This is a genomic window from Mycobacterium sp. NGS67, assembly GCF_059812185.1.
In genome coordinates this window covers 42,178-67,044 of the sequence record NZ_JCALCF010000004.1, presented here as the reverse complement: position 1 = coordinate 67,044, position 24,867 = coordinate 42,178, and the positions used below count along the sequence as shown (strand labels likewise).

Sequence of the window (24,867 nt, the reverse complement as noted above, 5' to 3'; positions counted from 1 at the left end):
ACCGTAACCGTGTTACTGACGAACGGCAAGGGGAATTCGTGGTCAGCGCTGAAGTGATGGCCGGGGAGGCGGAACGGCGCCCCGATCGCATTCTGGGCATTGTCGTGGACATCCTGGAAACCGAGGGCTACGACGCTGTGCAATTGCGCGAGGTGGCCAGGCGCGCGCGGACCTCGCTGTCTACCATCTATAAGCGTTTTCCCAACCGGGACAGCCTGATTCAGGCTGCACTGCAAACCTGGATGGATGAGAACAGGTATGCCGGTTTGGCCGACCAGGAGTCTGAGCCCGACGAATCCGTCTACGACGGGCTGATGCGCGTGTTCCGCACGATCTTCGGACCGTGGGAAGACCATCCGGGGATGCTGCGGGCGTACTTTCGGGCGCGGTCGGCGCCGGGCGGGCAGTCGTTGGTGAGCCGGGGACTGGACGCGGTGCTGCCCGCCACCATGGCGGTGCTCGACGGGACCGACGCGGACCTGGTGGAGGAATTGCCGCCGATCGTGTCCAACCTGGCCTACGGCTTGGTGGCCCGCTTCGCGGCCGGCGAGATCGATATCACCGAGATCCTGCCGACGCTGGACCGCGCGCTGTTCCGGCTGACCGCTAACGCGGGGAAAGGACGATGACCGGGATCTCCCGGTCGGTCCACTTCTGATACTTCGCGAAGTCGGCGTAGAGATCGAGCAGTTTCGGCCACAACTCCGCCCGCTCCTCCGGCGAGGCCACGTGCGCCCGGACGCCCACGTTGCGCCGGCCCGTCACATGGACCTGGGTGTCCGGGTTGGCGACCAGGTTGTGGTACCACTGCGGATGCTTGGGCATGCCACCCTGCGAGCCGACGATGACGAAGTTCTCGCCGTCCTGCAGATACACCAGTGGCGTGGTGAACAACTTGCCGGACTTGCGGCCGCGATGTTCGAGCAGCAGTGTGGGCACCGGTTTGTGGAATCCCGCGCCGACACGCCAGGTTTTGCCGATGCGCCCGTTGGTCAGTTTGAAGACCGCGACGTGCGCTTTGGCCGCATACTTCATGACCTTGGCTGTCACCGGCGAGGTCAGACCGTCCGGCGCCTGCTCGGGTAGAGAAAACCTGGAAATAGTCAGCTCCTTTCCCGCGAACGCTTTTCAGCAGAAGTCACGAAGACTTGGCATACCTGCGGACCAGATCGTTGTCGCGGAATGTGCCGTTGTGCTGCTGCCCATATTCGTCGTTGCCGAAGAACGTCCATTTTCGCGGACTTGTCTGTGGCCCACTGATGAGCTTGACCACGTATCGGCATTCGGTAGGACGCAGCGTCCCGATGGTGTCACCGACCCGAATCTCCGACGGGTGGATCTCGGGCGCATCAGACCAATTTTCGATAACCACGCTTGCCCCGTCCTCATTGTTGTTGTCCTCACCCTACGCCCGCAGGGCAGCGCTACCTATTTCGTTCGGCGGCCCTGATCGTCCCTGTCGGGGGAGGTGCGTTCGATGTCTTGTTCCAGCCATTGCACCTCGCTGAAGTTCTCCCGGCCCGAGCTCGTCAGGAGGTGTTGCAGCGCAGTGTGTTTGACGCTGAGCGCCGCGGCATCGTCGGGGGATTGGGCTAGTGCGATGTCGATCAGGTGCAACGCCTGCAGGGCACGGCCGCGCTCGACGTGTTCGCGTGCCCGTGCGATCAGCGGACCGGTACCGCCGGCGAGTTCGACGAGATCCGGCCACACCGAGGAGGGCGGAACGTCGTAAAGCTCGGTGGTCGACTCGTATCGGAACCAGCCGACATGCTCCTCCCAGATCGCGCGCACGATCCAGGGCACCTTGCCGTGGACCTGGGGCAGCGCGAGCTCGGGCGGCAAGACCACCTCACGCATCAAGGTCCACAGATCGGCACCGGCGTTCATGCCTTCGATCGTGCGGTTGCGCAGGTAGGTGGTGGCGTCGCGGACCTTGGTCATCGTGTCGCGGATTTGCGCGGCGTCCCGGAAGACGTCGTGTCCATTGACTAGCGTCTGCGGCTCGAGTGCGAGCACCCGGTCCACCGAATGGATGAAAGCCATTGCGCTGCGGATCTTGTCGCCGCGCAGCGTGTAGAGATTCGGCACGTGTCCGAAGAACGGGCCCATCAGATTGCCGATGAAAGCGGTGCGCTCGGTCGGCAGCCACACCACCAGCGCGTCGGTGGTCTCACCGCCCGGGGTGGCGTAGAGCTCGAAGCGCCGGCCACCGAGCTCGAACGCATGACTGTCGACGAAAGCGGTGGTCAACACCGGATCCGGCGGGAGCTGCACGGCCGTCGCATCCACGTCGACGAACGCCCCCCACAGCGTCATGATCCGGCGCGCGTAGAACGGATGCAGATTGCGCCAGTATTCCCGAACGTCGGAATGATTAGCCTGCGCAACGGTTTCCACGCCGGCTGCGTTGAACAGATCCCAGCCGCCGACGTGGTCGGGGTGGCCCTGGGTGAAGGTGATCACCTGCAGCGGCGCGTTGCTGACGCGCTCGAACCGGGCCTTGATCGCCGCGGCTTCGAAGTCGGTGCCGGTGTTGATCAGCACGTTGCCCTCGGATGTGGTGACCAGATAACTGTTGGCGATGTTCTTCGACATGAAGATGCCGTCGCCGAGGTCGACGGCCTCCTGCTCACCTTCGCCCTGCTTGATCAGCGCATCGAGTGATTGCGCCATCAGCGACCTCCCGATCGACAACGGCGTCAACCTAACAGTTGTCCTTGAATTCGTCGCTCACTGACGCAATTGCGGAAGGACTTCGCGTTCCCACGCCGTGAAGAACCCTTCCATGTCAGGTCCGATCTGCTGCACGTACACCTCGTCGATCCCGGCGTCGAAAAACTGTCGAACCTGGGCGGCGTGCTTGTCCGCGTCGGGTCCGCAGGTGACGTTCTCGCCCACCTGTTCGGGCTTCACGAGCGACATCAACGCGGCGAAATCCCTTGGCCGCGGCAGAACTTGGGCCGCCTGACCGGGCAGCGCCTCATTGGCCCAAAGCCGGTGAGCAACCTCGAGTCCCTTGTCGGGGTCGCGGTCCCAGCTGACCTTGGTGCCTGCCTGGACCGGTTTGTCACCGCCCCCGGCCTCCCGGAACGCCGTCACCAGATCGGCTTCAGGCATCGCCAGGCAGTAGCCATCAGCGATGCGTCCGGCCAACTCGGCGCCCTGCGGACCAAATCCGGATACATAGATAGGTACCGGTTCGTCCGGGCGAGTGTAGATGCGCGCCTCCTGAACCTCGTAGTGCTTGCCATGGTGGCTGACCTCCTCGCCTTTGTGCAGTAGCCGGATGACGTCGATGGCTTCCTCGAGCATTTCCTGCCGCACTCCGACCGAGGGCCAGCGATCACCCAGGACGTGCTCGTTGAGTGCTTCACCGCTGCCGACGCCGAGGATGAAGCGCCCATCGAGCTGGACGGCGGCCGTTGCGGCGGCGTGGGCGATGATCGCCGGATGGATGCGGATAGTCGGGCAGGTGACCGCGGTGGTGACCGGCAACGACGTCACCTGTGACAGCGCGCCGATGACTCCCCAGACGAACGGACTCTGCCCCTGCTCGTCATTCCAGGGGTGAAAATGATCAGAGATCCACAGGGCGTCGAAGCCGGCCGCTTCGGCCCGCTTGGCCTGGTCGACCAGTTGTGCGGGCCCGAACTGCTCGCAGGACAGGAAGTATCCGATCTTCGCCATGGATCCCTGGCTACCCGGTTTATCGGGTGCCAATCGGGGAACGCGAGGGCGTGCCGGCACCCGAACTGGATCCCGTCATCTCAACGCCGAGCGATTCGCCGTGCCGCGACGACGGTTTCGTCCCGCTGCGCAGTTACGCGCCGATCGGGGACGGTCGCACCATCGCATTGGTCGCCCAAGACGGTGCCATCGACTGGTTCCCGATCCCCAACCTCGACTCGATACCGGCGTTCGCTGCGGTGCTGGACTCGGCCAACGGCGGACGGCTGGAACTGGCGCCATCGGTAGGGTTCACCGTCCGGCGTAGATATCTGCCCGAAACGAATGTTCTGGAGACCGTGTTCGACACCGATTCGGGCCGAGTCCGGGTCACCGACGCGCTCAACCTCGGATTGAACGGACGCCTGCCGTGGACCGAACTGGTGCGGCGTGTCGAAGGCGTCGAGGGGGAGGTGCCAATGCGGTGGCGCGTCGCGCCGGGAACACGTTTCGATACGGCTTCACCTTGGGCCAGGCAAACCCCGCACGGGACGGTGTTGCGGCTGGCGGACCTGAACCTCGGCGTCACCGTCTCCGAAGAGATGGAATTCGAAGTCACCGATCAGGCCATGTTCGGCACCTTCACTATCTCCGCAGGAGAGCGGCGGGTACTCGGTATGGTGGCCAGCGACGACGAACCGTTGATGCTCTCGGCCGTGGACGATATCGACGACGGACTCGACCGCACCATCGAGCACTGGTCGAACTGGTCGAGTCAGTTCGAGTGCACCGGCACCTGGCACGAGGCCGTGCGTCGCAGCGTGCTGATGCTCAAGCTGCTGATCTTCAGTCCCACCGGAGCCGTCGCGGCTGCGGGCACGACATCCTTGCCCGAACGGATGTCGGGCGGCAAGAACTGGGACTACCGCTACGCCTGGGTCCGCGACACGGCCTACACCCTGGACGCCTTGCGTCGCTTCGGCATTCGGGAAGAAACGCACGCCGCGATCAGCTGGTTGTTGCACACGGTTCGCCGCCACTCCGCCGGCACCGGGGTCTTCTACCGGTTGGACGGCTCAACGGTCGACGATGTGATCGAGCATCAGGCGCCCGGCTGGCGGGGCATCGGCCCGGTCGTGACGGGTAACGGGGCGCACAGTCAGCTGCAGCTGAGCATCTACGCCGACCTGTTCAACACGGTGCGGTTGTACGTCGACGCCGGTCATGCGCTGGACACGCACACCGGACACATGCTGGCCGACTTCGCCGATCAGGCTTGTGATGCGTGGCGCAACCCTGACGCCGGTATGTGGGAACTGGAGAAGTTGGAGCACTACACGTCATCCAAACTAGGCTGCTGGCACGCCTTGAGTTGCGCGGTCGGACTGGCCGAGGACGGCCAGATCCCCGGAGACCCCCGACGTTGGGAGAGTGAAGCGAAGCGGATCCGCGACTGGGTGGAGCGGAAGTGCTGGTCGGAGAAGTTGGGCGCATATGAGTGGTATCCCGGCAGCGGCAAGCTGGATGCGTCGATCCTGTTGCACGCTGGTAGCGGATTTGAACGGGGACAACGGATGTCGTCGACCATCGACGCGCTGCGCCGGCACCTCGGCGAGGGGCCATTCTTGTACCGGTACAGCGGAGCGCGTGAAGAACGGGAAGGTGCGTTCACTGCGTGCTCCTTCTGGGCCGTCTCGGCGCTGCACTATGTCGGCCGTGACGGCGAAGCGCGCGAGCTGATGGACGAACTCGTTGGCCTGAGCAACGATATCGGGATGTTCTCCGAGATGATCGATCCCGAGGACAACTCGTTTCTGGGTAATCTGCCGCAGGGTCTGAGTCATCTAGCGTTGATCGGCGCGGCACTGGATTTGCAGTCCTGAGAACTGTTTAGGCACCCGGCGCGCGGGTAGGACTGACGGATCAACAGATTTGTGAAGGAGTACGGATATGCCTGCTGGCGAAACCGGAATCGACGATGTGACTTTCGATTTGATCTCGGTGCAGTACCACTCATTGAAGGCCGGCCACGATTACGGGCAGTACGTTCGTGATGCGAAGAACGCTGGTTTGGACGACGTCGCTTCGTTTTTCGAAGAGGTCATGTCACAAGACGCCGAGCGCGCCCAACGAGCGCACAAGCTGCTCGCGTCGATCCAGTCGTCGGGTTAGCCCGCTACCTGAAGCGCGACAGCACCCGGCGCGCCAGACCGGTGGACTCGGCCGTCGGTGGCTGCCGGTTGGCATACGGCCACGGCCGGTTGCGCTCCGGCACAGATGACGCTCGTGCCTGCTTGAGCCGCATTCGTAGGTGCCGACGCAGCTCGAGCAGTTCGGTTTCAGCCCAGCGGTTTTCGGTCTCCGTCGGATCGGTGGTCAAGTCGTAGAGCTCCCACTGGTCGTCGATCGGATCGCTGCGATACGCCTCGCCCCCGATCCCGTTGGCGGCCAGGTGGCGCACGCCGGGCTCGGTCCAGGTCGCCGGGTCGTCGAAGGTGCGGACCAGCTTCCAGAGATGTCCTGCTCCGCTGTCCGTGTCCTCGACGCGTACCACCAGGCCTTCGAAGTTGGACGCCACATGCGCGGGCAGCCTGATACGAAGGGGCGCAGGCGGATTCACATCACGGCCCAGTTGACGAGACAACGCTGACGCGCCAGTGTCGCCCTCGAGGACGTTGTCGCGGGTCATCAAGTAGACGGCACGCGTGTCATCGGCCGACGCCCCGTCCACCACCGGCATCAGATCGCAGCCGGGGAGCGGATGCACCTCCGAGAACGACCCGGCGAGGGTCGCCGCGACCGCCTCCACATCCACGCCAGCCGCCCCGAGCAGTGTCGGAACCAGATCGACGTGCGATGTGGGAGCCTCGACTGTGCGCGCAACGGTGGGGTTTTCGCCGATGCGGGCGATGACGAACGGCACCCGGGTGGCCTCGTCGTAGAGGTTGAACCATTTCTGATGCAGCCCGCCGTGCGCACCGAGCAGCTCGCCATGGTCGGAGGTGCGCACCAGAACGGCGTTCTCCGAACCGTTTTCGGTGACAACTCGGCGCACCCGGTCGATCGGTGCGTCGACTTCGGCGTGCAGACGGTAGTAGAGGTCTCGGTAGCGCTGGGCGTTGCGTTTGTAGGTGCGGCTGATCGCCGGCGACGGGCCGTATCCGGAGTAGTAGGCCTCGCGGAAGGCGATCTGCGCGGCAGGCTTGCTCGACAGGTCCTCTTCGGCGGTGGGAGCCGGCGGCACCGGCGGCGGATCCAGCGGCGACGGTGGCACGGGGCTGCGGCGGACCCAGGCAGGAAAGAGCACGATGTCGTGCGGGTTGACGAAGCTGGCCACCAACAGAAACGGGCGCAGCGCCTTCGGGTCACCGGCCCGGCGCCGCGCGTAGCGGTCGGTCAGCCAAGCCACGACGCGATCGGCGATTAGCGGGTCGCGCCGGAAACCGCTGTTTGCGTTGCCGGCCCCGTGCGGCTCGGGACCCACCCAGCCGGAGAAGCCGTAGGGAGCCAGCGGGTCGGCATCGAGGTAGCGCTGTACCGCGACCGGGTCGACGACGCCGTCGTCGTCGTTGGTGGCCAGGGACCCGCCCGTCAGCGGATCCTCCAGGTCAGCGTGCGAGATGTGCCACTTGCCGTCGTAATGCGTGTCGTAACCGGCCGCGCGAAACCAGTTCCCCAGCGTCGGCACCTCTCCGGCGCGCAGCCAACGCAACCGGGAATCGTCGAACCGCTTGCCGATGCCGTCGGTCTGGGTGACGCCGTGCAGGTCTGGATACTGGCCGGTGAAGATCGTGGGCCGGCTCGGCACACAGGCCAGCGATCCGGTGTAGTGGCGCGCGAAGTTGACGCCATGCTCGTCGAACCAGCGGCGACCGGGCATCTTCTGTCGGCGCCAAGCGAGCAGTTCGGCCGGCTCGTAGGGCGGTATGGCGCGTTCCTCGTCGGTCATCAGGATGACGATGTCGGGCCGGTCAGACATGTGCGTTCTCCAATCGTCCGGCCAGCCCGCTGAGCAGCTTCTCGGACTGCCTGGCCAGTACGCGCAGCAAGACGCGTTCTGCCAGGGGCGCGGTTGGCCGGGTTCCCATCCTCAGCGTGCTGGTCAAGGTCACGGTGGTCGTCGCACCGGCGGGGCGCACCGACCAACTGTTGGCGACTGCGCCCAGCCGGGCAGGCAGACCCTCGATGTCGTACGCCAGCGTCTCGGGCGGGCTGAACTCGGTGATGCGCTCCACCAACGTGTTCGCACCCATCTGCACCCGACGGGTGGTGCCGATCCCCACCCCGGCACTGCCCTGATTGAGCAGAGACGAATGGTCGACGTCGTCGGCCCAGGAAGACAGGCCCCCGAAATCCGCCAGAACATCCCAGACCTGCCGAGGTTGCGCGGCGATGGCTCGGCTGCGACTGATGGCTGCCACGTCGTCATCCAAGCATGTTCGGGCACTGGATTGGCCGAATCTTGACCCCACCGCACCCACGGTGCTAAGCAGGTGCTCAGCATTCGATGACGAGAGGGGATCGACGATGGCCGTGCAAACGGTACTGGACGAAATTCGGGAACGCCCCGGAACGGGAGACGTCATCCCGGTCATCGATCCGGCGACCGAAGAGCAGATCACCGAGTTCACCGATTGCGGCGAGGACGCGGTGAACCAGGCGGTGGGGCGGGCACGGGAGTCGTTTCAGTCCGGTGTCTGGTCGGAGCTGCCGGGTCGCCAGCGGGCCAAGATCATGTGGCGCATCGCGGATTTGATGGACGAGCATGCCGAGGAGTTCGCCCAGCTCGACTCGCTCAACACCGGCATGCCGCTGATGCAGGCGCAGTTGCAGATGTCCACCTGCTCGGAGTTCTTCCGCTATTACGCCGGGTGGTGTTCGAAGATCAACGGCGTCGCCTACGACGTGAAGACCGACGGAATCGCCACGGATGCCTTCGTCAACATGCACGCCTACACGTTGAAAGAGCCCTACGGGGTGGTGGGGCTGATCTTTCCGTGGAACGGTCCGATCTTCAACGCGAGCGCAAAGCTCGCGCCCGCGTTGGCCGCCGGCTGCAGCATGCTGGTCAAGCCTGCCGAGGAGACACCGCTGTCGGCGCTGCTGCTGGACCGGCTGATTCATCAGGCCGGCGTACCCGAGGGTGTGGTCAACCTGCTGACCGGCTACGGCCATACCGCGGGCGCGGCGATCACCGCGCATCCCGGCGTCGAAAAGGTCGCCTTCACCGGTTCGACCGAGGTGGGCAAGGAGATCGTGCGAGCCTCGGCGGACAACCTGAAGAAGGTCACGCTCGAATTGGGCGGGAAGTCGCCGGTGCTGATCTTCGACGACGCCGACATGAACAAGGCCGTCCTGATGGCCTCGCTCGGCATCTTCGTGCACTCCGGGCAGGGCTGCGTGTGCGGGTCGCGGATCTTCGCCCAGCGCGGCGTGTATGACCAAGTCGTGGAAGGCATTTCGATGATGGCGAATACCTTCAAATTGGGCGCGCCCAGCGAGGAGGGCTGCGTCAGCGGCCCGCTGATCAGCCAGAAACAACTGAACCGGGTGATGGGCTTCATCGACGAGGGCAAGAGCGACGGTGTCGACGTGGTCACCGGTGGGTACCGGCTGGACCGCAAGGGGTACTTCGTTCATCCGACGGTGCTCACCAACGTCGACCCCGGCATGCGCCTGTATCAGCAGGAGATCTTCGGTCCGGTGGTCAGCATCTTGCCGTTCGACGACGAGGACGAGGCGGTGGCCCTGGCCAACGACACCACCTACGGTCTGGCGGCCACCGCGTGGACGGAGAACCTGGGCCGCGCCCACCGGATCGTCAAGCGACTCCAAGCGGGCAGCGTGCAGGTGAACTGCCAATTGGTGTTCGACCACGACGTGCCGTTCGGCGGCCACAAGCAGTCCGGATGGGGTCACGAATTCGGCCGGGAGGGCATCGACATGTACATGAAGACGAAGTCGGTTTGGGCTCAGCTGTAGCGTTGGGTCCGTGTATGAACAGGGCGATACCGACATCACGGACCCCGCCGACGTCGGCTCACGCATCGATCCGGTCCTGGCCCGGAGCTGGTTGCTGGTCAACGGCACCCACGCCGACCGGTTCGATGCCGCTGCCCGCTCCCGCGCCGACATCGTCGTCTTCGACATCGAGGACGCGGTAGCGCCGAAGGACAAGGTCAGCGCCCGCGACAACGTGGTGCGTTGGTTGTCGGTCGGCAACGACGACTGGGTCCGGATCAACGGATTCGGAACCCCTTGGTGGGCCGACGATCTCGCGCAGCTGGCGGGTACCTCGGTCGGTGGGGTGATGTTGGCGATGGTCGAGTCGGTGGACCATGTCACCGAGACCGCCAAGCGGTTGCCGGACGTGCCGATCGTGGCGCTGGTCGAGACGGCCCGGGGACTGGAACGCATCACCGAGATCGCGGCGGCCAAGGGCACTTTCCGGCTCGCGTTCGGCATCGGTGACTTCCGCCGAGACACCGGCTTCGGTGAAGACCCGTCCACGTTGGCCTACGCGCGGTCCCGCTTCACCATCGCGGCCAAGGCGGCCGGGCTGGCCAGCGCCATCGACGGACCGACCATCGGTTCGAATCCGCTCAAGCTGATCGAGGCGACCGCGGTCTCGGTCGAGTTCGGGATGACGGGCAAAATCTGCCTGTCGCCGGATCAATGCGCGGTGGTGAACGAGGGCCTGTCCCCGTCGCAGGACGAAATCTGTTGGGCCAAGGAATTTTTCGCCGAGTTCGAACGCGACGGGGGCGAGATCCGCAATGGTTCGGACTTGCCGCGCATCGCCCGGGCCACCAAGATCCTGGACCTGGCCAGGTCCTATGCGATCGAGGTGTCGGATTTCGAGGACGATCAAGGCCATTCGCCAGCTCCGACGGACACCTACCATTACTGAGTCCGGGGGCGAGTTTTTGGGCGCGAGCAGACGCAAAATCCCCCGGTTTCGTACCGAAACGGGGGATTTTGCGTCTGCTCGCGCAACTCCCGCAGTCCCGGTGAGTTGCGGCTCTCGGTTGCCCTGCGCAGTCCGCGACCCGACGATGTCGAGGCGTTGGCCGAGCTCGGCGTGCACGAGCTGGTGCTGGTCGAGTCGCCGCCGGATGACGCCGACGCGGTGCCCGACTGGATTGCCGCACTCGCCGAAAGATGGATCAGGCGGTGATGTCGCGCAGCGCCTGTGCAGTGTCCAGATCGGAATAGGCCGCCGAATACCGTTGCGCCAGTGCGACAGCGATGTCCGGTCGTTGCCACAGGTCGCCCGCGCTGGCGGTGCACAGCCAGATGGCCAGTCCGTGCGCCACCGACGCCCGGTACCACAGCCAGATTTCCTCGCTGCTCGGCGTCTCGTCGCCGGGCAGCCCGAGCGAGGCGCGGTAGACCTCGAGCAGTTCACGTTCGTGGTCGCGCCGGTCCGCAACGGTCAGCGCGCCCTGCAGGAAATAACCCAGATCCAGCGACCAGTTGCCCCGGCGGGCGACCTGCCAGTCCAGGAAGCCCACCTCACCCCCGGGTAGCAGATAGGTGTTGCCGATGTGCGGGTCACCGTGCAGCAGGGTTTGTGGTCCGGCGGTCAGGGTCCGGATGTAGGGCTTCCAGATCGACTCGATCAGCCGGTCGGCGGTCAGGGACAGCACTTCGGCCGGTGCGTCGTCACCCAGGCGCGCCTGGGCTTCGTGCAAGGGAGCGTATTGCATTCCGTCCCAAGGAAGAAACGGTTCGAGCCAGCGCAGCGCCGGATACGTCGGTAGGCGCTCGTTCCAGTACTTGCCGTGCAGTCGAGCCAGTCCACGCACGCCCGAGGCGGCTTGATCCACCGACATCGGACGGGTGGCATCACGAGGGTCGGCGGCGCGCGCGTTGAGATCCTCCATGATCATCACGAAGTCGTAGTCGTCCTCATCGATCAGGGCCGTGTAGACGACGGGGTGCTCGAGCGGTAGATCGACGTTGTTCATGAACAGGCGCGGCTCGTGGAACATGCCGCTGGTCATAAGGATCATGTCTTTGTGGGCGGGGTCGGCGGCCTTGGCGAAGACCGTGGCCGGCCCGGCGCCGGTGGAGTAGGTGAGTTGCAGACGGGCCCGGCGGTTGGTGCCGTCGTCACGACCGGCGACGGTGACCGACTCGACCGTCGCGCCGGGAAAGTGGCTGACCAACGCCGCGGACATCCAGCCGGGAGTTATCTCGTCCCAGGACTTGGGCACCGAAAGTGCAGCGGTCATTTCAGTAGTCATACTCCGCGAGTGGGGTCTCGGTGCCGGGTGGGGTGCCGTTCAGCGATATGGCCGCGGGGACCATCTCGCTGGTGACCAGTCCGTGTCGCGTGGTCACCTCGTCGATGACGTCGAACCTGCGCGCGATGTGCTGCGGTGTGTCGACGACGATGGTGGTGACCGGGACCTGTCTGGTGAGTTGAAAGACCTTGTCTCCGTGCGGTTTATGGTTGCCATGGAAACCCCAGATGCCGCGCAGCACCGTGGCGCCGCGAGCGTTCCCGGATCGCATCAGTTGCTGGACGATGGCGCGGTGGATCGGTTGACCTTCGTGCAGGGTCGCCGCGGTGGTGTGCACCATCAGCTTCTGCCACAGAGGGCGGCCCCGGCTGTCGGCCGGCGGGAGTTCTTGGGGACGGGCGAACAGTTCGCCGTCGCGTTTGCACAGTCGCACGCGTTCGGTGGTCAGTTGTGGGTCGGGAAGCAGTTGCGCGAGTTCGGTGGTCGCGGCCCACACCTGCGCCGGTAGCCCGACGGCGATGATCATCTGGGGGACATCGACGTTGCGCCCGAAAAACCGGGCCCGTTGCCGCTCACCGTAGGCGGTGCCGTCGACACCGAGAAACACTGTGGCACCGGCAAATCCATGCCGATGCAGCAGTTCACAGACAGCTAGATGGGCGGGCCTGCCGGCCACGCGTACCTGCCGGCCGACGTACACGGTCAGCTTGGCGGCATCGCCGGTTCGGCTGTCGATGTGCGTGGCGGCGTCGGTGCCGCTGTTCCTGGTGACCAGCCGTGCGCGTTCCAGCGTCACGAGCCCCCGGCCGGTGATCGCGGTGACGTCGTCGACCAGAGACCCGATCCTGGACTCGGCGTCGACGGCCGCGATGGTCACGGGCGGATCCTCGGACAAACTCAGCGAACGGTCGCTGCGCAGTTCGCCTTTGGGTCCGAAACCGGAGATGCCGCGCATCATGACGCTGGTTGCGATGCCACGAGAGCCGAACAGATCCAGCATCGCATCCGCCAGGAATCGTCTGGAGTCGCCGACGGCACGTTGCCGTTCACCGAAGTACGCGGTGAGTTTCAGGCTCTGCTCGCTCATATCAGGCCCGCGATCCGTTGCCCCAGCACCACAGCCGCCAGTCCGAGCGCCACGCTGACAGCGATGTTGGCGAACGCCGCCGGTAGCTGGCGTTCCTCGCTGAGTCGCTGAGTCTCGAGCATCCAGGTGGAGAAGGTGGTGTAGGCGCCGACGAAGGCGGTGCCGGCCAGCAGCGCAGCGTCTTTGGACAGGGCCAGGCTGCCCAGGAAACCGAGCAGCGCGGCACCGGTGACGTTGACCGTCAACGTGCCGTAGGGGAACGGGCGGCCGAGGCGGCGGACGACGGTGCGATCCACCAGGAATCGCGCAACCGAGCCCATACCACCGATGACCATGACCCCGAGCCAGACCAGGACCGTCGTCATCGGATCCGCGCCCGGCGCACCAGGGCAGTGGCCAGGTACACCGCCAGCAGTCCGAGTGTGATGCTCACGACGGTGTAGGCGGTCGCCAGCAGCCAGTGGCCGTGCTCGATCATCTTGACCGTCTCGACCTGCATGGTGGAAAAGGTGGTCAGCCCGCCGCACAATCCGGTGCCCAGCAGCGGGCGTCGGTAACTGGACAGCGGCAGCCTTTCCAGCAGCCGAGTGGTGAAGTAGCCGACCAGGAACGCGCCCACGATGTTGACCACGAACGTCGGCCACGGCCAGCGCGCCGGATCGGGAACGGCCAGGGTCGCCAGCGCCGCTCGAGCCAGCGAGCCCAGCGCGCCGCCGGCGAAAATCGCTGCCAATTCCCGAGAGTCGGGGCGTGCCACCGGTTGTTTCCCTCCCGTGTGCCTAGTGTGCGCCTAGCAGCCTAAGGCGGCACCGCGGCGTATGGGCAGAATTGGTGACCATGGCCCACCCGCGAGCCGGTCAGCCGGCGCAGCCCCAAGACCTTGTCGATCTGCCGCATCTGGTGACGGCGTACTACTCGGTTCGTCCCGACCCCGAGGACGTGGCGCAGCAGGTGGCGTTCGGTACCTCGGGGCATCGCGGTTCGTCGTTGAACGGCGCATTCAACGAGGCTCACATCCTGGCCATCACCCAAGCGATCGTCGAGTATCGCGCGGCACAAGGCACCACCGGCCCGTTGTTCATCGGCCGTGACACACACGGCCTTTCGGAGCCGGCGTGGGTTTCGGCGCTGGAGGTACTGGCCGGCAATGATGTGGTGGCATTGATCGATGCGGCCGACCGGTACACGCCGACGCCGGCGACCAGCCACGCGATCCTGACGTACAACCGCGGACGCGACGCCGGACTGGCGGACGGAATCGTGGTGACGCCGTCGCACAACCCGCCGATGGATGGCGGGTTCAAGTACAACCCGCCCAACGGCGGACCGGCGGACAGCACCGCGACCGGCGCTATTGCCAAGCGCGCCAACGAAATTCTGCGGGACGGGCTTTCGGGAGTGCGTCGGGTGCCGCTGGCGCGCGCGTTGAGTCTGGTGCAGCGCCACGACTATCTGAGTTCGTATGTCGACGACTTACCCAACGTCGTGGACATCGACGCGATACGCGCGGCCGGGGTACGCATCGGCGCCGACCCGCTCGGCGGGGCCAGCGTGGACTACTGGGGCGAGATCGCTTCGCGTTTCGGCTTGGACCTGACTGTGGTCAATCCTCTGGTGGACGCGACGTGGCGGTTCATGACCTTGGATCACGACGGCAAGATCCGGATGGACTGCAGCTCACCTTCGGCGATGGCAGGGCTGATCGCCAACCGGGACGACTACCAGATCGCCACCGGCAACGACGCCGACTCCGACCGGCACGGCATCGTCACCCCCGACGGCGGACTGCTGAATCCGAATCACTACCTGGCCGTGGCGATCGACTATCTGTTCACCCACCGGCCTTCGTGGTCGGCACATGTGGGCGTCGGCAAGACGGCGGTGAGTTCGTCGATGATCGACCGGGTGGTGGCGGGTCTCGACCGGGAACTGGTCGAGGTTCCGGTCGGGTTCAAGTGGTTTGTGGACGGATTGATCGGCGGCACCATGGGATTCGGCGGGGAGGAGTCGGCGGGAGCTTCGTTCCTGCGCCGCGACGGATCAGTGTGGACCACCGACAAGGACGGCATCATCCTGGCGTTGCTGGCGTCGGAGATCCTCGCGGTGACCGGGCGGACGCCGTCGCAGCGGTATGCCGAGTTGGCTGCCGTATATGGCGAGCCGTACTACGCGCGGGTGGACGCGCCTGCTGACCGGGAGCAGAAGGCTCGGCTGTCCCGGCTTTCCGCCTCCGAGGTTTCTGCGTCGGAGTTGGCGGGGGAGCCGATCCTGGCGAAGCTGACGTCGGCGCCCGGTAACGGTGCTTCTCTCGGCGGGCTGAAGGTGGTCACCGAGAACGCATGGTTTGCGGCGCGACCGTCGGGCACCGAGGACGTGTACAAGATCTACGCGGAATCCTTCCTCGGGCCCGAGCATTTGACGGAGGTGCAAGAAACGGCCCGCGAGGTGGTCAATACAGTCATCGGGTGACCATCTCGCTACGGCGGCCCCGTCCGAGGGGGCACGGGTCTACCCGACTGCCGCGCGAGGTCTGGATCCTCAGTTGGGCCAACGTCATGGTCGCGCTGGGCTACGGGGTCATTTCGCCGGTGATGCCGTCGTTTGCCCGCACCTTCGGAGTCAGCATCGACGCAGTGACCTTCTTGGTCACCGTCTTTTCGTTGAGTCGCATGTGTTTCGCACCGCTCAGCGGTGTCCTGGTACAGCGGATGGGGGAGCGGCGAATTTATCTCGCCGGTTTGCTGATCGTCGCGCTGGCCAGCGCCGCCTGTCCGTTCTCTCACACGTACTGGCAATTGCTGGTTTTCCGGGTCATCAGCGGCATCGGATCGACCATGTTCTTCGTCTCGGCATTGGGCCTGATGATCCACATCAGCCCTCCCGATGCCCGCGGACGGGTGGCGGGTCTGTTCACCACATCGTTCATGGTGGGAGCGGTGGGTGGGCCGGCAGTGGGTGCGCTGGCGGCCGGATGGGGTTTGGCCGCGCCGTTCCTTATCTTCGGCGGGGGGCTGCTGGCCGTCACGGCAGTGGTGTTTTTCAGCCTGCGTCACTCGGAACTGGCCGCACCTGGTCCGCCGACGCGATCGACGGTGACGATGCACCAGGCATTGCGGGTACGCGCGTACTGGTCGTCATTGCTGGCCAACTTCGCCACCGGCTGGTCGGCGTTCGGGCTGCGCGTCGCGCTGGTCCCGCTGTTCATCACCGACGTCATGGGACGAAGCGTCGGCGTCATCGGCGTGGTGCTCGCGATGTTCGCGGTCGGTAATGCGATAGCCGTCGTCCCCAGCGGCGATCTGTCTGACCGGGTCGGGCGGCGCACACTGCTCATCGTCGGACTTGCCGCGTCCGGTGCCGCGACCCTCTGGCTCGCCGCCGTGACATCGCTGCCGTGGTTCTTGGTCGCGGCGTTCGTCGGTGGCGCGACAGCGGGCATCTACATGTCGCCGATGCAGGCTGCCGTCGCGGACATCCTCGGCAGCGAGGCGCGTGCGGGTGGCCCGGTGGCGATGGTGCAGATGGTGTCCGATCTCGGGGCCATCGTGGGTGCGACGACGGTCGGGTGGTTCGCCGGGCACGTGAGCTACGGCTGGAGTTTCGGCGTCAGCGGAATTGTGCTGCTGATCGCTGCTCTCGGCTGGGTATTGGGACCGGAAACCCGGCTGAATACTTTGAGTCCGGAAGGTCTTGCTGAGGCGTCGGCGGAGGACAAGGGCCTATGACCAGCAGCTTTGATGGACGGTTGCCGGTGGTGTAGCTTCGATTGGCACGACATTTGGGGCTATGGCGCAGCTGGTAGCGCACCACACTGGCAGTGTGGGGGTCAGGGGTTCGAGTCCCCTTAGCTCCACCGTTTAACTGCAGAAACAGTACCACAAAACGGCTTGTCAACCATTTGTCAATCGTTGACGCGGTGTAGGGTGCAGACATGGGCGAGTACATCACGATCAAGCCAGGCGATCCTTCACCGAGCTGCCAGCACTACCGCATCGACAACGAGACGTGGCAGTGCCAGGAATGCGGCGAGCGGATGATCCGCCAGGACGTTGAAGCTGAGACCCTGTTGTCGGCCCCCAACGCTGCCGGTTGCACTAACCCGGCCTGTGTGGCGGCACTCAAGAACGGCACGTATGACGAGACTGACCCGCCGAACGGTTGCACCAACCCTCACGGGTTCTATGTCCCGGACAGCGGTCGCGAACGCGCGGTAGTCGTTGGCTATAAGTACACCTACCAGTGCGTGCGCTGCCGGTATCAGGGCACCGTGTTTGCGATGGGGCAGGAGCCGATCTGGGAGTGCGGGCATAGCCACCGCGGCGAACGCGTGCCCGTCCGGGCCTGATGGCGTCGATTCGTGAGCGTCCCCGCGCCGACGGCACCATCTGCTACGCGGTGCTGTTCAAGATCGACGGTCGCCAATCCTCGCTGCCCTTCGACGACAAACGCGCCGCCGAAATCTTTCGCCAGGCCGTCGAAGTCCACGGCCCGGAGCGGGCGCTGCGCATGCACGGCCTCGAGCCGGTACGCCGCCGGCGCAGCGCCGAGCCTGCTGAGACGCTGACGGTCGCAGGCTGGCTGCGCGCCCACATCGACGGCCTGACCGGCGTCGAGCAGTACACGATCGACGTCTACAACCGCTACCTTGCCCTTGACATCGCCCCCACCCTCGGCGACATCCCGCTGACGCAGCTCACGTCCGACGACGTCGGCGCCTGGGTGAAACGCATGGAAACCACCGTCTCGGCGAAGACCGGGCGGGTGCCGGCGGCCAAGACGATCCGCAACCGGTACGGGTTCCTGTCCGGCGCGCTCGGCGCCGCCGCGGCGAAAGGATTGATCGCGGCGAATCCCGCGGCCGGCCGCCGTCTACCCCGCTCGACCAGCGAAGACGACGACACCGACATGCGGATGCTGTCACGTGACGAATACGACCGTCTGCTCGCGGCAACCACCGAACCGTGGCGCCCGCTCGTCGAGTTCCTCGTTTCCTCCGGATGCCGCTGGGGCGAAGCCACCGGACTCAAACCCGGCGACATCAACACCGCCGCGGGGACGGTGAAGATCCGGCGCGCGTGGAAGTACAACTCGAAGGGCTACACACTCGGCCCCCCGAAGACGAAACGATCCCGCCGCACCATCAACCTGCCCGCCACAGTGCTCGCGAAGCTCGACCTGACCGGACAGTGGGTGTTCACCGACCGCGGCCGCCCAGTCCGCTACCACCTGTTCAAGCCGCAGGTGTGGGACCGCGCCGTCACCGCCGCAGAACTGGACCCACGGCCGACCCCGCACGACCTGCGGCACACCTGCGCATCCTGGATGCTCGCCGCCGGCGTCCCCATCACCACCGTGTCCCGGCACCTCGGCCACGAATCCATCAAGGTCACCGCCGACATCTACGCCGACGTCGACCGCACCAGCCACCAAGCGGCCGCCGACGTGATGGCCAAGCTGCTCAGCTGACACCGCCCGCGGTCAGGTGCTTGTCGGACACCAACCATGCGGCTGTTTGCGCCGCGGCGGCCACACCACCTGGGCATGCCTGGCCTGCGTCCGCTAACCGCCGGTTGCGACCCCCTACACGGCGCCGCGGCGGTGCGCTGAAACGCGCCGCAACCGGTTGACCGTCACCGGATCAAACGCCAACGCTGCCTCCGTCGCGATCATTTGGTTCAGCCGCTGGTAGTACCGGATCGGTGTCAATCCGAGCTGGTCGCGGATCGCATCGTCCTTCGCGCCCGGTGACCGCCAGAACTGGCGCTCCAATACCAGGATCGCGGTTTCCAGGTCGGTCAGGCTATCCACAGCCAGTCTCCGTTCAGCTGATGCTCAAGCTCGGCTACTTCGATCGGGTCCAGGTCCCGCATGCGCTGTTTCACCACGCTCGGTTCAACCCAGAGCTGCTCGGCGAGCGCGTGCACGTCCGAATGACAGCAGCGCAGCCCGTCGACTAGGTCTGCCACCTCGATCAGGCGCCTCGCGGTGAGTGACCGCACAATCCGCTCTTCACCAGCACCCGCCGGCACGCCGCGCTCAACGTGCAACGTCTCGTGACAAACCACCACCCGGCGTTGTACCTGGGTCAAACTGCGGTCTATCCAGATGGTCTTGCCGTCTGTGCAGCCGCGCAGCCGGCCAGGTAAATCCGTCCACACCACCGAAACGTCAGGATGATGTATCGCAAGGTAGCGCCACGGATGAAACATAGGCGTCTGTCTACCGGTAGGCACCGACAAAACACCGTCTGACCGGGAACAACAAGTTTGTAATTCAATCCGGATCCTGGGACTGCTCTTCCTCGCCCGGCGGCAAGTGCGGACCCTTATCGCCCTCATCGGCAGCCAAATCGATCGAAGAAAGGCCGTCGGCCGCCGGCACTGCCTTCTTCGTCGACGCTTCAAATCCAGCCTTCCGTTCCGCGTCCTCCGCCGGTTCGCCAGCGTTCGCGATTCGTCGGTGGTACGCCTCGGCCTGCTTCGCCTTGTCTTCTTCCCAGATTTCGTCGGCTTGGGCCGTTATCTCCCGACGTTGACGCACCTCGGCCAAGTTGTAGGTGTGTCCGTGCTGATAGATGTAGCCGCCGGTGCCGAATGGTGACGGGAGCGCCTCGGTATACATCCAGAACTCCGCTTCCCACGGCCGCTCGCCTTCCTCGAACTCCGCACCCGGGTCCCAAGGCGGCGTCCATGGACGTCCGGTTCCGTTAGCCACGTCAGCAGCCATCTGCTGCACATGAGGCAACTCTTCCTCCGCAGCCTTGAAAGAGATCCCCCGAGCGCGGGCGTAATGGAGCACCCGTGTGCTCAGTTGATTGCGCGCCCGCAACCAATTCTCGAAGGTGGTCTCGACCGGTAGCCAATTACCGTCTTCGTCCACGCCGAGCGCTGGATCCGGCCGTCGTGGGTGAGCGGCTTCCCACTCCTGCAGAAAAGCATGGTCATCGAGGGATCGTCGTTCTTCTGGCGTAGCTCGGATGCGCAGGTAGCGGATGTTCAGTGGCTCGACAGCGGGGTTGCCCTCGCCTGTTTTACCTGGTGGCGAAGGAGTTGGATCGCCACCCGACAAGATGTTGTCGATACTGCCGGGCTCCCACTGCAGGACGCGTTCAAGGGGAGCGCTGGTGCTGGCGCGAAAATCCGTGTGTCGGCCGTTTTCGATCAGTCGCAGGGTTGCTGTCGAAGGTCCTTGACTGGCTTGTATCTGGGCTTGAGTTAGCTTGAGCTCTTTGCGACGAGCCCGCACCAGGCGACCCAGTCGTGCCGCCGGGGTGTCCGCGTTTGTCATGGCCGAACCTTCCCACCCACTACCGCGACAAGTCCAGCTAGGTTGCGACAAGTCTATCGCCAGTTCAGGCGCTTGAATCGATAGTTACAAGATTGTCGTTTTGCAGTTCGGCGGTAGAAACCTGCGATTGTCGTTGCGTTACTAGCGATGCTTGTCTAGAGTTGTCGCTATGCCAGCGATGGAACCGCTAGGACCGATGATTCGGATCAAGGATCTCCGCCAAGCTCACGGACTAAGCCAGACCGACCTTGCCCAACGGATAGCCGAACAAGGGGTTGAGATCACGGACGCCGGGATCAGCAACGTGGAGAACGGCAACAAGAAAGCGAGCGACCGACTGCTCACGGCTTGGGCGAAGGCCCTCGGCGTCGAACCCCTGAATGTTTGGCACGGACCATTGCGGCCGCCCGTCGAGCGGGCCAAGCCGTCGGCCCGTACTGGCGTGGCGACAGCAGCGAGTCGGCGGTCTGCCTGATGGGCGCGAGGCGTAGCTGGACTTCGAGCGTTCCGCACGGGAACGGAAGGCATCCAGAGAGGATCGCCCCCGGCCTGCGCAATCACTTCGTCTATTGGCTATACGACGACGCTGGTGCGGTCCTATATGTCGGGTGCACCCGACGACCAGAGGCGCGCTGGCGCGAACACCGCAGGGGCAGCAACCGCCGCATGGTTGAGCGGGTCGCTCGCCGCCGGATGGCTGGACCATACGACTATCCCACCGCGCGGCGCATCGAGCGTGAACAGCAAAAAGTGCTGAATGAGCGCCAGCGCCGCGAGCAGGTGCCAGCATGACCGCGGCGCAGCTTGATCTAACCGAAGCCCGGTCCCGCGCCGAACGCGACGCCCTGGCTGAACGCATCGATGTGCTCGACAAGGTCGGCGTGCTCCGCTGCTTGCCGGACGACATTCACGTCACCACCGACATGGTCGCCGAGTTCTATCAAGCTCCCGTCAAGACCATCCAGACCGTGGTGCTCCGCAACCGCGAAGAGCTGGATGATGACGGCCTCCGGGTAATCGGCCGCGCTGAATTCGAGGAGACCTTCAACATGAAGGTGCCCTCCTCGGCCAGCAGCTTTACCCTCTATCCCCGTCGCGCGGTGCTGCGTATCGGAATGCTGCTTCGTGATTCTTCGGTGGCGCACCGGGTCCGCGACTACCTTCTGGACACCGAGCAAGCGTCGCCCCGGTTCGTTATTCCACAGACGTACGCTGAGGCGCTGCGGGCGGCCGCCGACCAAGCGGAGCGCGCCGAGTTGGCCGAGGCGAAGGTTGCCGAGCTTGAGCCTAAGGCCGAGCTGGCGGACAACTACCTCACCGCGCAAGGAGGCGCCCGACTAATCCGGCAGGTCGCAAAGACGTTCGGACTGAAGGAATCTGACTTGCGCCGGTTCCTCGTGGACGACGGCCTGGTCTTACCTGACCGGATTGTGCGGCATGGCCGGGGCGTGGCTGTTCGGCGCAGCCGGCAGCGACAAGCAGAAACGCGAAGCCGAGATCGCCAACGACGCGAAGACCGCGCGCAGCGCCGCCGAAACCGCCAAAACGCGGATGCTCGACGTCAACGAGACAGCGATCCGCGCCGAAACGAAAGCCGACCGCCTCGCCGAAGTCGCCAAAGCCAACCACCCCGAAGTCGCCGAGCACCTCCCGCCGCCGCTGATCGACAACCCCCCCGGTGGTGAATCCTGATGCTGCACATCCTCGAACTCGTCTACTCGCTGCCGTTCATCATCGGCGCCGCCGCCGGCTTCTGCGGGCAACGCTGCTACGCCCACGCCCGCGCGAAATGGCTGGACCGCCACCACCCGCTCCCCGACGGCGAGAACCACATCACCGGCAAAATCTCACAAACATGGCTGGCAGGGTTGATCGCCATCACCATGCTCGGCTACGTGCTGCTCACCGCCCAACGCACCCAGGAACAAGCCGGGCAACTCAACCAAGAGGTCACCCGCTGCTGGGCCGAATCCTACGAGGCCGCGAAAGCCCGCGCCGACATCAACGACGAAGACGCCGCACTGGCCAAAGAACTCGGCGAACACAGAGACGAGCTGCTCGAGGCGAACGCGGAGTGGATCCGCCGCCTCCTCAACGCCCCACCCAACATCGGGGACAGCGTCGATCGCCGCCAGCAGTACATGTACGACGTCACCCGCGTCTACTTCGACCGCTTCAACCAGATCATGGCGCAGATGCAGGCCGTCAAACAGCGCCAGGCCGACAACGCCGAGAAGCGGCAGCGCAACCCGCTGCCCGAGATCACCTGCGGCAAAGAGTGAAAGGACAACCGTGAACCAGGACACCCGCGAACACCTGTACGGGCTGGCCTTCTTCGCCATCTACTGCGGAGCCGTCGCGGCACGCGAAATCTTCTCCCACCCACCACAATTCGGCTGGTTCATCGGCCTGATCGCCGCAGCCGCCTGCATGTTCACCAGCGGCTACATCTTCCGCGCCGGCCACGACCGCCGCAAAGCAACCCGACGACACCACCGCCACGTACACGTGAGCATCGACCAGGAACCCGGCCCGTTGTGAGGCCCGCCCACCAAGCGTTGGCCGCGATCACCGCCGCCGTGATCGGCTACAACGTGGCGGCCCCGGCAGGGGAGACCATCAGCGAAGGCATCGACGCCCTACTGGAGCTGCACCCGTTGCTGACCCGCGCCGCGATCGCGCTACTCGCCCTGCACGTCGCCAACGCGATCGCGGCGCAGGCCGACCCGATCCACTGGGCATTCGGCCTCGCACGCCACCGACGATGGACCGTCGTCTTCGAAAGCGACCCCATGACTCATTGAGCAATACAAAACATCACGCACCCCCGGTTGGCCTGACGGCCGCCGGGGGCTTTTCCGTGTTTCAGCGGATCGTGTCGGGGCAGAGGTTGTGTTGCGCTGCGGCGACGATCGCCGGTCCCCACTGCGCACTGAGTAGTCCCCACTGGGTCGCCGCGGTCTCGACCGACATGCCGCCCCGGATCGCGCCGCACGCCTGATACCCGCCGCCGATGATCGGCGCCGGCCCGGCCGGCATCGGCACACCGACCGCGTTCAAGTCGGCGACGTAACCATTCTCGTCAGCGTGCGCGGGGGCAACAGTGAGTACCGCCGCGGTGACAGCGACGCCAACAGTCGCGAGTAGCCCTCTGATCATCGCTTCCTCCTAATATCGTGGCGGCCCGAATGCCGGTGGCTGCAACTGGCCGTACGCGTTGATCGGCCGCACCTGCCGCTTGTCACTGATCGCGATGATCAACCACACCCAGGCCCATCCGCCGCACGCCCAGAACGTGAACAACGTCAGGATGGCGTGCAGAGCATGGTTGGGGCCGGTCACGACGAACGCCGCCGGCTGCTGAGGTTGGGGGGCGAGCGGCACCGGTGGGCCAATCCACTCCACGCCGTCCCAGTACCTCTGCCCCAGGCCAGCGTGGTCGGGATACCAGCCAGGAGGTGGCAACGGCGACGGGTAGCCCATGCCGGTGAGCGTAGCCGCTGGTGCTGTCACGTTAAACCTCGTTCGTCGTTGACGCCGTCAATCGGTCGGCGTATTTCCGCATATCGTGGGATTGTCTGGGATTGCCTGGGCGGGGATGACATGAGAGTGTTTCCGCAGCTTAAGACGTGTTTACTGCTGTTTCGCAAGTGGTTCGAGTCCCCTTAGCTCCACCAAGAAATCGCAGGTCACAGCGTTTCACTGATTTTCTCGGCAACATCCCGGTCGACATGGGCGTACTCCGCCTGATGGCGATCTCGAACGCGACGCTTCGATTACGCGGTCGCAAGGACGCGGTAGCTGGCGTTGGGCTCGCGGCGTGACGGTGTTCAAATACACCCCTAGGGGTGTAGTCGGACATCCCGAGGGAGGTGTTGCATGAAGTTAACGCCGTACGGGCCGACGCCACCATACATCCACTGATCTTCATTCAAATCTGTTGTCACGGCAGTGGATCTCGCGTCCGCTCGCGGATCGAGACTAACCGAGACCGTCATCAAAAGGGAGTACGCAAATGACTAGTACGTTTGCTGAGGAGTTTCTGGCTCGCTCAAGCACCCTGACCAGCGTTGGCTGGATCGGGTACATAATTATCGGTGCACTTGCAGGCTGGATCGCCAGCCTCATCATGAAGACCAGAGAAGGCCTGTTACTCGATATCGTCATCGGCGTCGTAGGGGCACTCCTTGGCGGCTTCTTGCTCAGCTTCGTGGTTGACACCGCCAGCGGCGGATGGTGGTTCACGCTATTCACTGCAATCTTTGGCGCAGTCCTGCTGCTGGGTTTACTGCGGTTAGTGCGCGGGCGATCAGCCCAACCACACGGTCGACTGCACCGCTAGCGCCGTTGTACGTGGTCCGGGCGACCAAATCTCCTGTGGCGCAGTCCCGATGGATTTTTGGGCGCGAAACCGACGTCAATTCGGTTCGGGCCAACGGGTTGCCGGTCGGGCATTCCTTTCCGGGTAGGTGAAGACGGAGCCCTCGATGTCGGGCGTGACGGTGCTGGGTGCTCAACACCGTTCACCGTCGAGGGCTCTGTCGATCCGGTAGCGACTGTGAGATATGAGTGCAGCAC

Annotated in this window: 33 protein-coding genes, 1 tRNA gene and 2 pseudogenes; 20 read left to right on the top strand and 16 right to left on the bottom strand. The window is 64.9% G+C overall.

What is annotated here, in order from left to right; genetic code table 11:
* Positions 1–56 precede the first annotated feature (56 nt).
* Positions 57–629, top strand: a complete 573-nt coding sequence (locus AC5Y4D_RS04595; RefSeq protein WP_500036609.1) for a TetR/AcrR family transcriptional regulator — start codon at positions 57–59, stop codon at positions 627–629.
* On the opposite strand, the gene AC5Y4D_RS04590 is transcribed toward AC5Y4D_RS04595, so the two are convergent.
* The 4 genes from AC5Y4D_RS04590 to AC5Y4D_RS04575 form a co-directional block, all read right to left on the bottom strand.
* The gene (locus tag AC5Y4D_RS04590; protein ID WP_499944993.1) at positions 607–1,035 is read right to left on the bottom strand and encodes a nitroreductase family deazaflavin-dependent oxidoreductase; all 429 of its coding nucleotides are present in this window, start codon (positions 1,033–1,035) and stop codon (positions 607–609) included. The genes AC5Y4D_RS04595 and AC5Y4D_RS04590 overlap by 23 nt on opposite strands.
* A 103-nt stretch (positions 1,036–1,138) precedes the next feature.
* Complete coding sequence (locus AC5Y4D_RS04585; protein ID WP_499944952.1) at positions 1,139–1,372, bottom strand: hypothetical protein; 234 nt, start codon at positions 1,370–1,372, stop codon at positions 1,139–1,141.
* Between the two features lie 56 nt (positions 1,373–1,428).
* Complete coding sequence (locus tag AC5Y4D_RS04580; protein WP_500036502.1) at positions 1,429–2,673, bottom strand: alkyl sulfatase dimerization domain-containing protein; 1,245 nt, start codon at positions 2,671–2,673, stop codon at positions 1,429–1,431.
* A 57-nt stretch (positions 2,674–2,730) separates the two neighbouring features.
* Positions 2,731–3,687, bottom strand: a complete 957-nt coding sequence (locus tag AC5Y4D_RS04575; RefSeq protein WP_500036501.1) for a TIGR03557 family F420-dependent LLM class oxidoreductase — start codon at positions 3,685–3,687, stop codon at positions 2,731–2,733.
* 26 nt (positions 3,688–3,713) lie between these two features.
* Here AC5Y4D_RS04575 and AC5Y4D_RS04570 point away from each other — a divergent pair, with 26 nt between their 5' ends.
* On the top strand, positions 3,714–5,549 hold the full coding sequence (locus tag AC5Y4D_RS04570; protein ID WP_500036500.1) for a glycoside hydrolase family 15 protein: 1,836 nt from the start codon (positions 3,714–3,716) through the stop codon (positions 5,547–5,549).
* Between the two features lie 67 nt (positions 5,550–5,616).
* Complete coding sequence (locus AC5Y4D_RS04565; RefSeq protein ID WP_499944960.1) at positions 5,617–5,838, top strand: acyl carrier protein; 222 nt, start codon at positions 5,617–5,619, stop codon at positions 5,836–5,838.
* A 4-nt stretch (positions 5,839–5,842) separates the two neighbouring features.
* Here AC5Y4D_RS04565 and AC5Y4D_RS04560 read toward each other — a convergent pair whose 3' ends face one another.
* Positions 5,843–7,645, bottom strand: coding sequence for a sulfatase family protein (locus tag AC5Y4D_RS04560; protein WP_499944962.1), 1,803 nt, complete (start codon positions 7,643–7,645; stop codon positions 5,843–5,845).
* Complete coding sequence (locus tag AC5Y4D_RS04555; protein WP_499944964.1) at positions 7,638–8,087, bottom strand: SRPBCC family protein; 450 nt, start codon at positions 8,085–8,087, stop codon at positions 7,638–7,640. The genes AC5Y4D_RS04560 and AC5Y4D_RS04555 overlap by 8 nt, the downstream gene beginning before the upstream one ends.
* Positions 8,088–8,193: 106 nt before the next feature.
* Between AC5Y4D_RS04555 and AC5Y4D_RS04550 the strand changes: the two genes are divergently transcribed.
* From AC5Y4D_RS04550 to AC5Y4D_RS04540, 3 genes are all read left to right on the top strand, one after another.
* Positions 8,194–9,648 carry an aldehyde dehydrogenase family protein gene (locus AC5Y4D_RS04550; RefSeq protein WP_499992178.1) on the top strand — a complete coding sequence of 485 codons (1,455 nt, stop codon included), beginning with the start codon at positions 8,194–8,196 and terminating at the stop codon, positions 9,646–9,648.
* Positions 9,649–9,658: 10 nt separating this feature from the next.
* Entirely contained in the window at positions 9,659–10,576 is a 918-nt protein-coding gene (locus AC5Y4D_RS04545) for an HpcH/HpaI aldolase/citrate lyase family protein (RefSeq protein ID WP_499992176.1), read from the top strand.
* Positions 10,577–10,681: 105 nt separating this feature from the next.
* Entirely contained in the window at positions 10,682–10,843 is a 162-nt protein-coding gene (locus tag AC5Y4D_RS04540) for a hypothetical protein (RefSeq protein ID WP_499992174.1), read from the top strand.
* On the opposite strand, the gene AC5Y4D_RS04535 is transcribed toward AC5Y4D_RS04540, so the two are convergent.
* The 4 genes from AC5Y4D_RS04535 to crcB (AC5Y4D_RS04520) are packed head-to-tail and all read right to left on the bottom strand — an operon-like array spanning position 10,833 to position 13,759.
* Positions 10,833–11,903, bottom strand: a complete 1,071-nt coding sequence (locus AC5Y4D_RS04535) for a phosphotransferase (protein ID WP_500036499.1) — start codon at positions 11,901–11,903, stop codon at positions 10,833–10,835. The two genes, AC5Y4D_RS04540 and AC5Y4D_RS04535, sit on opposite strands and share 11 nt — an antisense overlap.
* Before the next feature lies 1 nt (position 11,904).
* Positions 11,905–13,002 carry a DUF190 domain-containing protein gene (locus AC5Y4D_RS04530; protein ID WP_499992169.1) on the bottom strand — a complete coding sequence of 366 codons (1,098 nt, stop codon included), beginning with the start codon at positions 13,000–13,002 and terminating at the stop codon, positions 11,905–11,907.
* The gene (gene crcB, locus AC5Y4D_RS04525; protein ID WP_499992168.1) at positions 12,999–13,367 is read right to left on the bottom strand and encodes a fluoride efflux transporter CrcB; all 369 of its coding nucleotides are present in this window, start codon (positions 13,365–13,367) and stop codon (positions 12,999–13,001) included. The genes AC5Y4D_RS04530 and crcB (AC5Y4D_RS04525) overlap by 4 nt, the downstream gene beginning before the upstream one ends.
* The gene (gene crcB / locus AC5Y4D_RS04520) at positions 13,364–13,759 is read right to left on the bottom strand and encodes a fluoride efflux transporter CrcB (protein WP_499946987.1); all 396 of its coding nucleotides are present in this window, start codon (positions 13,757–13,759) and stop codon (positions 13,364–13,366) included. The genes crcB (AC5Y4D_RS04525) and crcB (AC5Y4D_RS04520) overlap by 4 nt, the downstream gene beginning before the upstream one ends.
* Before the next feature lie 80 nt (positions 13,760–13,839).
* Here crcB (AC5Y4D_RS04520) and pgm point away from each other — a divergent pair, with 80 nt between their 5' ends.
* From pgm to AC5Y4D_RS04495, 5 genes are all read left to right on the top strand, one after another.
* Complete coding sequence (gene pgm / locus AC5Y4D_RS04515; protein WP_500036498.1) at positions 13,840–15,471, top strand: phosphoglucomutase (alpha-D-glucose-1,6-bisphosphate-dependent); 1,632 nt, start codon at positions 13,840–13,842, stop codon at positions 15,469–15,471.
* Between the two features lie 47 nt (positions 15,472–15,518).
* On the top strand, positions 15,519–16,727 hold the full coding sequence (locus AC5Y4D_RS04510; RefSeq protein WP_500036608.1) for an MFS transporter: 1,209 nt from the start codon (positions 15,519–15,521) through the stop codon (positions 16,725–16,727).
* Between the two features lie 55 nt (positions 16,728–16,782).
* Positions 16,783–16,855: transfer RNA gene (locus AC5Y4D_RS04505), tRNA-Ala, on the top strand.
* A 78-nt stretch (positions 16,856–16,933) separates the two neighbouring features.
* Positions 16,934–17,347, top strand: coding sequence for a DUF7459 domain-containing protein (locus tag AC5Y4D_RS04500; RefSeq protein ID WP_500036497.1), 414 nt, complete (start codon positions 16,934–16,936; stop codon positions 17,345–17,347).
* Complete coding sequence (locus AC5Y4D_RS04495; protein WP_500036496.1) at positions 17,347–18,468, top strand: tyrosine-type recombinase/integrase; 1,122 nt, start codon at positions 17,347–17,349, stop codon at positions 18,466–18,468. Before AC5Y4D_RS04500 ends, AC5Y4D_RS04495 begins: the two co-directional genes overlap by 1 nt.
* A gap of 114 nt (positions 18,469–18,582) precedes the next feature.
* Here AC5Y4D_RS04495 and AC5Y4D_RS04490 read toward each other — a convergent pair whose 3' ends face one another.
* The 3 genes from AC5Y4D_RS04490 to AC5Y4D_RS04480 form a co-directional block, all read right to left on the bottom strand.
* Complete coding sequence (locus AC5Y4D_RS04490; protein ID WP_500036495.1) at positions 18,583–18,810, bottom strand: DUF3263 domain-containing protein; 228 nt, start codon at positions 18,808–18,810, stop codon at positions 18,583–18,585.
* A complete protein-coding gene (locus AC5Y4D_RS04485; protein WP_500036494.1) occupies positions 18,798–19,211 on the bottom strand; it encodes a hypothetical protein in 414 nt (137 codons plus the stop codon). The genes AC5Y4D_RS04490 and AC5Y4D_RS04485 overlap by 13 nt, the downstream gene beginning before the upstream one ends.
* A gap of 64 nt (positions 19,212–19,275) precedes the next feature.
* Positions 19,276–20,289: a helix-turn-helix domain-containing protein gene (locus AC5Y4D_RS04480; protein WP_500036493.1), complete on the bottom strand. Its 1,014-nt coding sequence runs from the start codon at positions 20,287–20,289 to the stop codon at positions 19,276–19,278.
* 169 nt (positions 20,290–20,458) lie between these two features.
* On the opposite strand from AC5Y4D_RS04480, the gene AC5Y4D_RS04475 reads away from it, so the two are divergent.
* The 3 genes and pseudogenes from AC5Y4D_RS04475 to AC5Y4D_RS04465 all read left to right on the top strand — a co-directional run bounded on the left by AC5Y4D_RS04475 (position 20,459) and on the right by AC5Y4D_RS04465 (position 21,081).
* On the top strand, positions 20,459–20,764 hold the full coding sequence (locus AC5Y4D_RS04475) for a helix-turn-helix domain-containing protein (protein WP_500036492.1): 306 nt from the start codon (positions 20,459–20,461) through the stop codon (positions 20,762–20,764).
* A pseudogene (locus AC5Y4D_RS04470) lies at positions 20,764–20,955 on the top strand (GIY-YIG nuclease family protein); the annotation flags it as partial. The gene AC5Y4D_RS04475 and the pseudogene AC5Y4D_RS04470, both read left to right, overlap by 1 nt.
* Complete coding sequence (locus AC5Y4D_RS04465; RefSeq protein ID WP_500036624.1) at positions 20,956–21,081, top strand: hypothetical protein; 126 nt, start codon at positions 20,956–20,958, stop codon at positions 21,079–21,081. It abuts the pseudogene before it with no gap.
* A gap of 17 nt (positions 21,082–21,098) precedes the next feature.
* Here AC5Y4D_RS04465 and AC5Y4D_RS04460 read toward each other — a convergent pair whose 3' ends face one another.
* Complete coding sequence (locus AC5Y4D_RS04460) at positions 21,099–21,614, bottom strand: hypothetical protein (RefSeq protein ID WP_500036623.1); 516 nt, start codon at positions 21,612–21,614, stop codon at positions 21,099–21,101.
* On the opposite strand from AC5Y4D_RS04460, the pseudogene AC5Y4D_RS04455 reads away from it, so the two are divergent.
* From AC5Y4D_RS04455 to AC5Y4D_RS04435, 5 genes and pseudogenes are all read left to right on the top strand, one after another.
* Positions 21,588–21,650, top strand: a pseudogene (locus AC5Y4D_RS04455) (hypothetical protein); the annotation flags it as partial. The gene AC5Y4D_RS04460 and the pseudogene AC5Y4D_RS04455 sit on opposite strands and share 27 nt — an antisense overlap.
* Before the next feature lie 76 nt (positions 21,651–21,726).
* Positions 21,727–21,981 carry a hypothetical protein gene (locus AC5Y4D_RS04450; protein WP_500036622.1) on the top strand — a complete coding sequence of 85 codons (255 nt, stop codon included), beginning with the start codon at positions 21,727–21,729 and terminating at the stop codon, positions 21,979–21,981.
* On the top strand, positions 21,981–22,571 hold the full coding sequence (locus tag AC5Y4D_RS04445; protein WP_500036491.1) for a hypothetical protein: 591 nt from the start codon (positions 21,981–21,983) through the stop codon (positions 22,569–22,571). The genes AC5Y4D_RS04450 and AC5Y4D_RS04445 overlap by 1 nt, the downstream gene beginning before the upstream one ends.
* 10 nt (positions 22,572–22,581) lie before the next feature.
* Entirely contained in the window at positions 22,582–22,830 is a 249-nt protein-coding gene (locus tag AC5Y4D_RS04440; protein WP_500036490.1) for a hypothetical protein, read from the top strand.
* Positions 22,827–23,093: a DUF7427 family protein gene (locus AC5Y4D_RS04435; protein WP_500036489.1), complete on the top strand. Its 267-nt coding sequence runs from the start codon at positions 22,827–22,829 to the stop codon at positions 23,091–23,093. The genes AC5Y4D_RS04440 and AC5Y4D_RS04435 overlap by 4 nt, the downstream gene beginning before the upstream one ends.
* Positions 23,094–23,154: 61 nt before the next feature.
* Here the strand turns inward: AC5Y4D_RS04435 and AC5Y4D_RS04430 are convergent, their stop codons facing one another.
* Both AC5Y4D_RS04430 and AC5Y4D_RS04425 read right to left on the bottom strand, forming a co-directional pair.
* Complete coding sequence (locus tag AC5Y4D_RS04430; RefSeq protein WP_500036488.1) at positions 23,155–23,448, bottom strand: DUF732 domain-containing protein; 294 nt, start codon at positions 23,446–23,448, stop codon at positions 23,155–23,157.
* Positions 23,449–23,457: 9 nt separating this feature from the next.
* Positions 23,458–23,802, bottom strand: coding sequence for a DUF2510 domain-containing protein (locus AC5Y4D_RS04425; protein WP_500036487.1), 345 nt, complete (start codon positions 23,800–23,802; stop codon positions 23,458–23,460).
* Between the two features lie 502 nt (positions 23,803–24,304).
* On the opposite strand from AC5Y4D_RS04425, the gene AC5Y4D_RS04420 reads away from it, so the two are divergent.
* Positions 24,305–24,631: a GlsB/YeaQ/YmgE family stress response membrane protein gene (locus tag AC5Y4D_RS04420; protein WP_500036486.1), complete on the top strand. Its 327-nt coding sequence runs from the start codon at positions 24,305–24,307 to the stop codon at positions 24,629–24,631.
* The last annotated feature ends 236 nt before the right edge of the window (positions 24,632–24,867 follow it).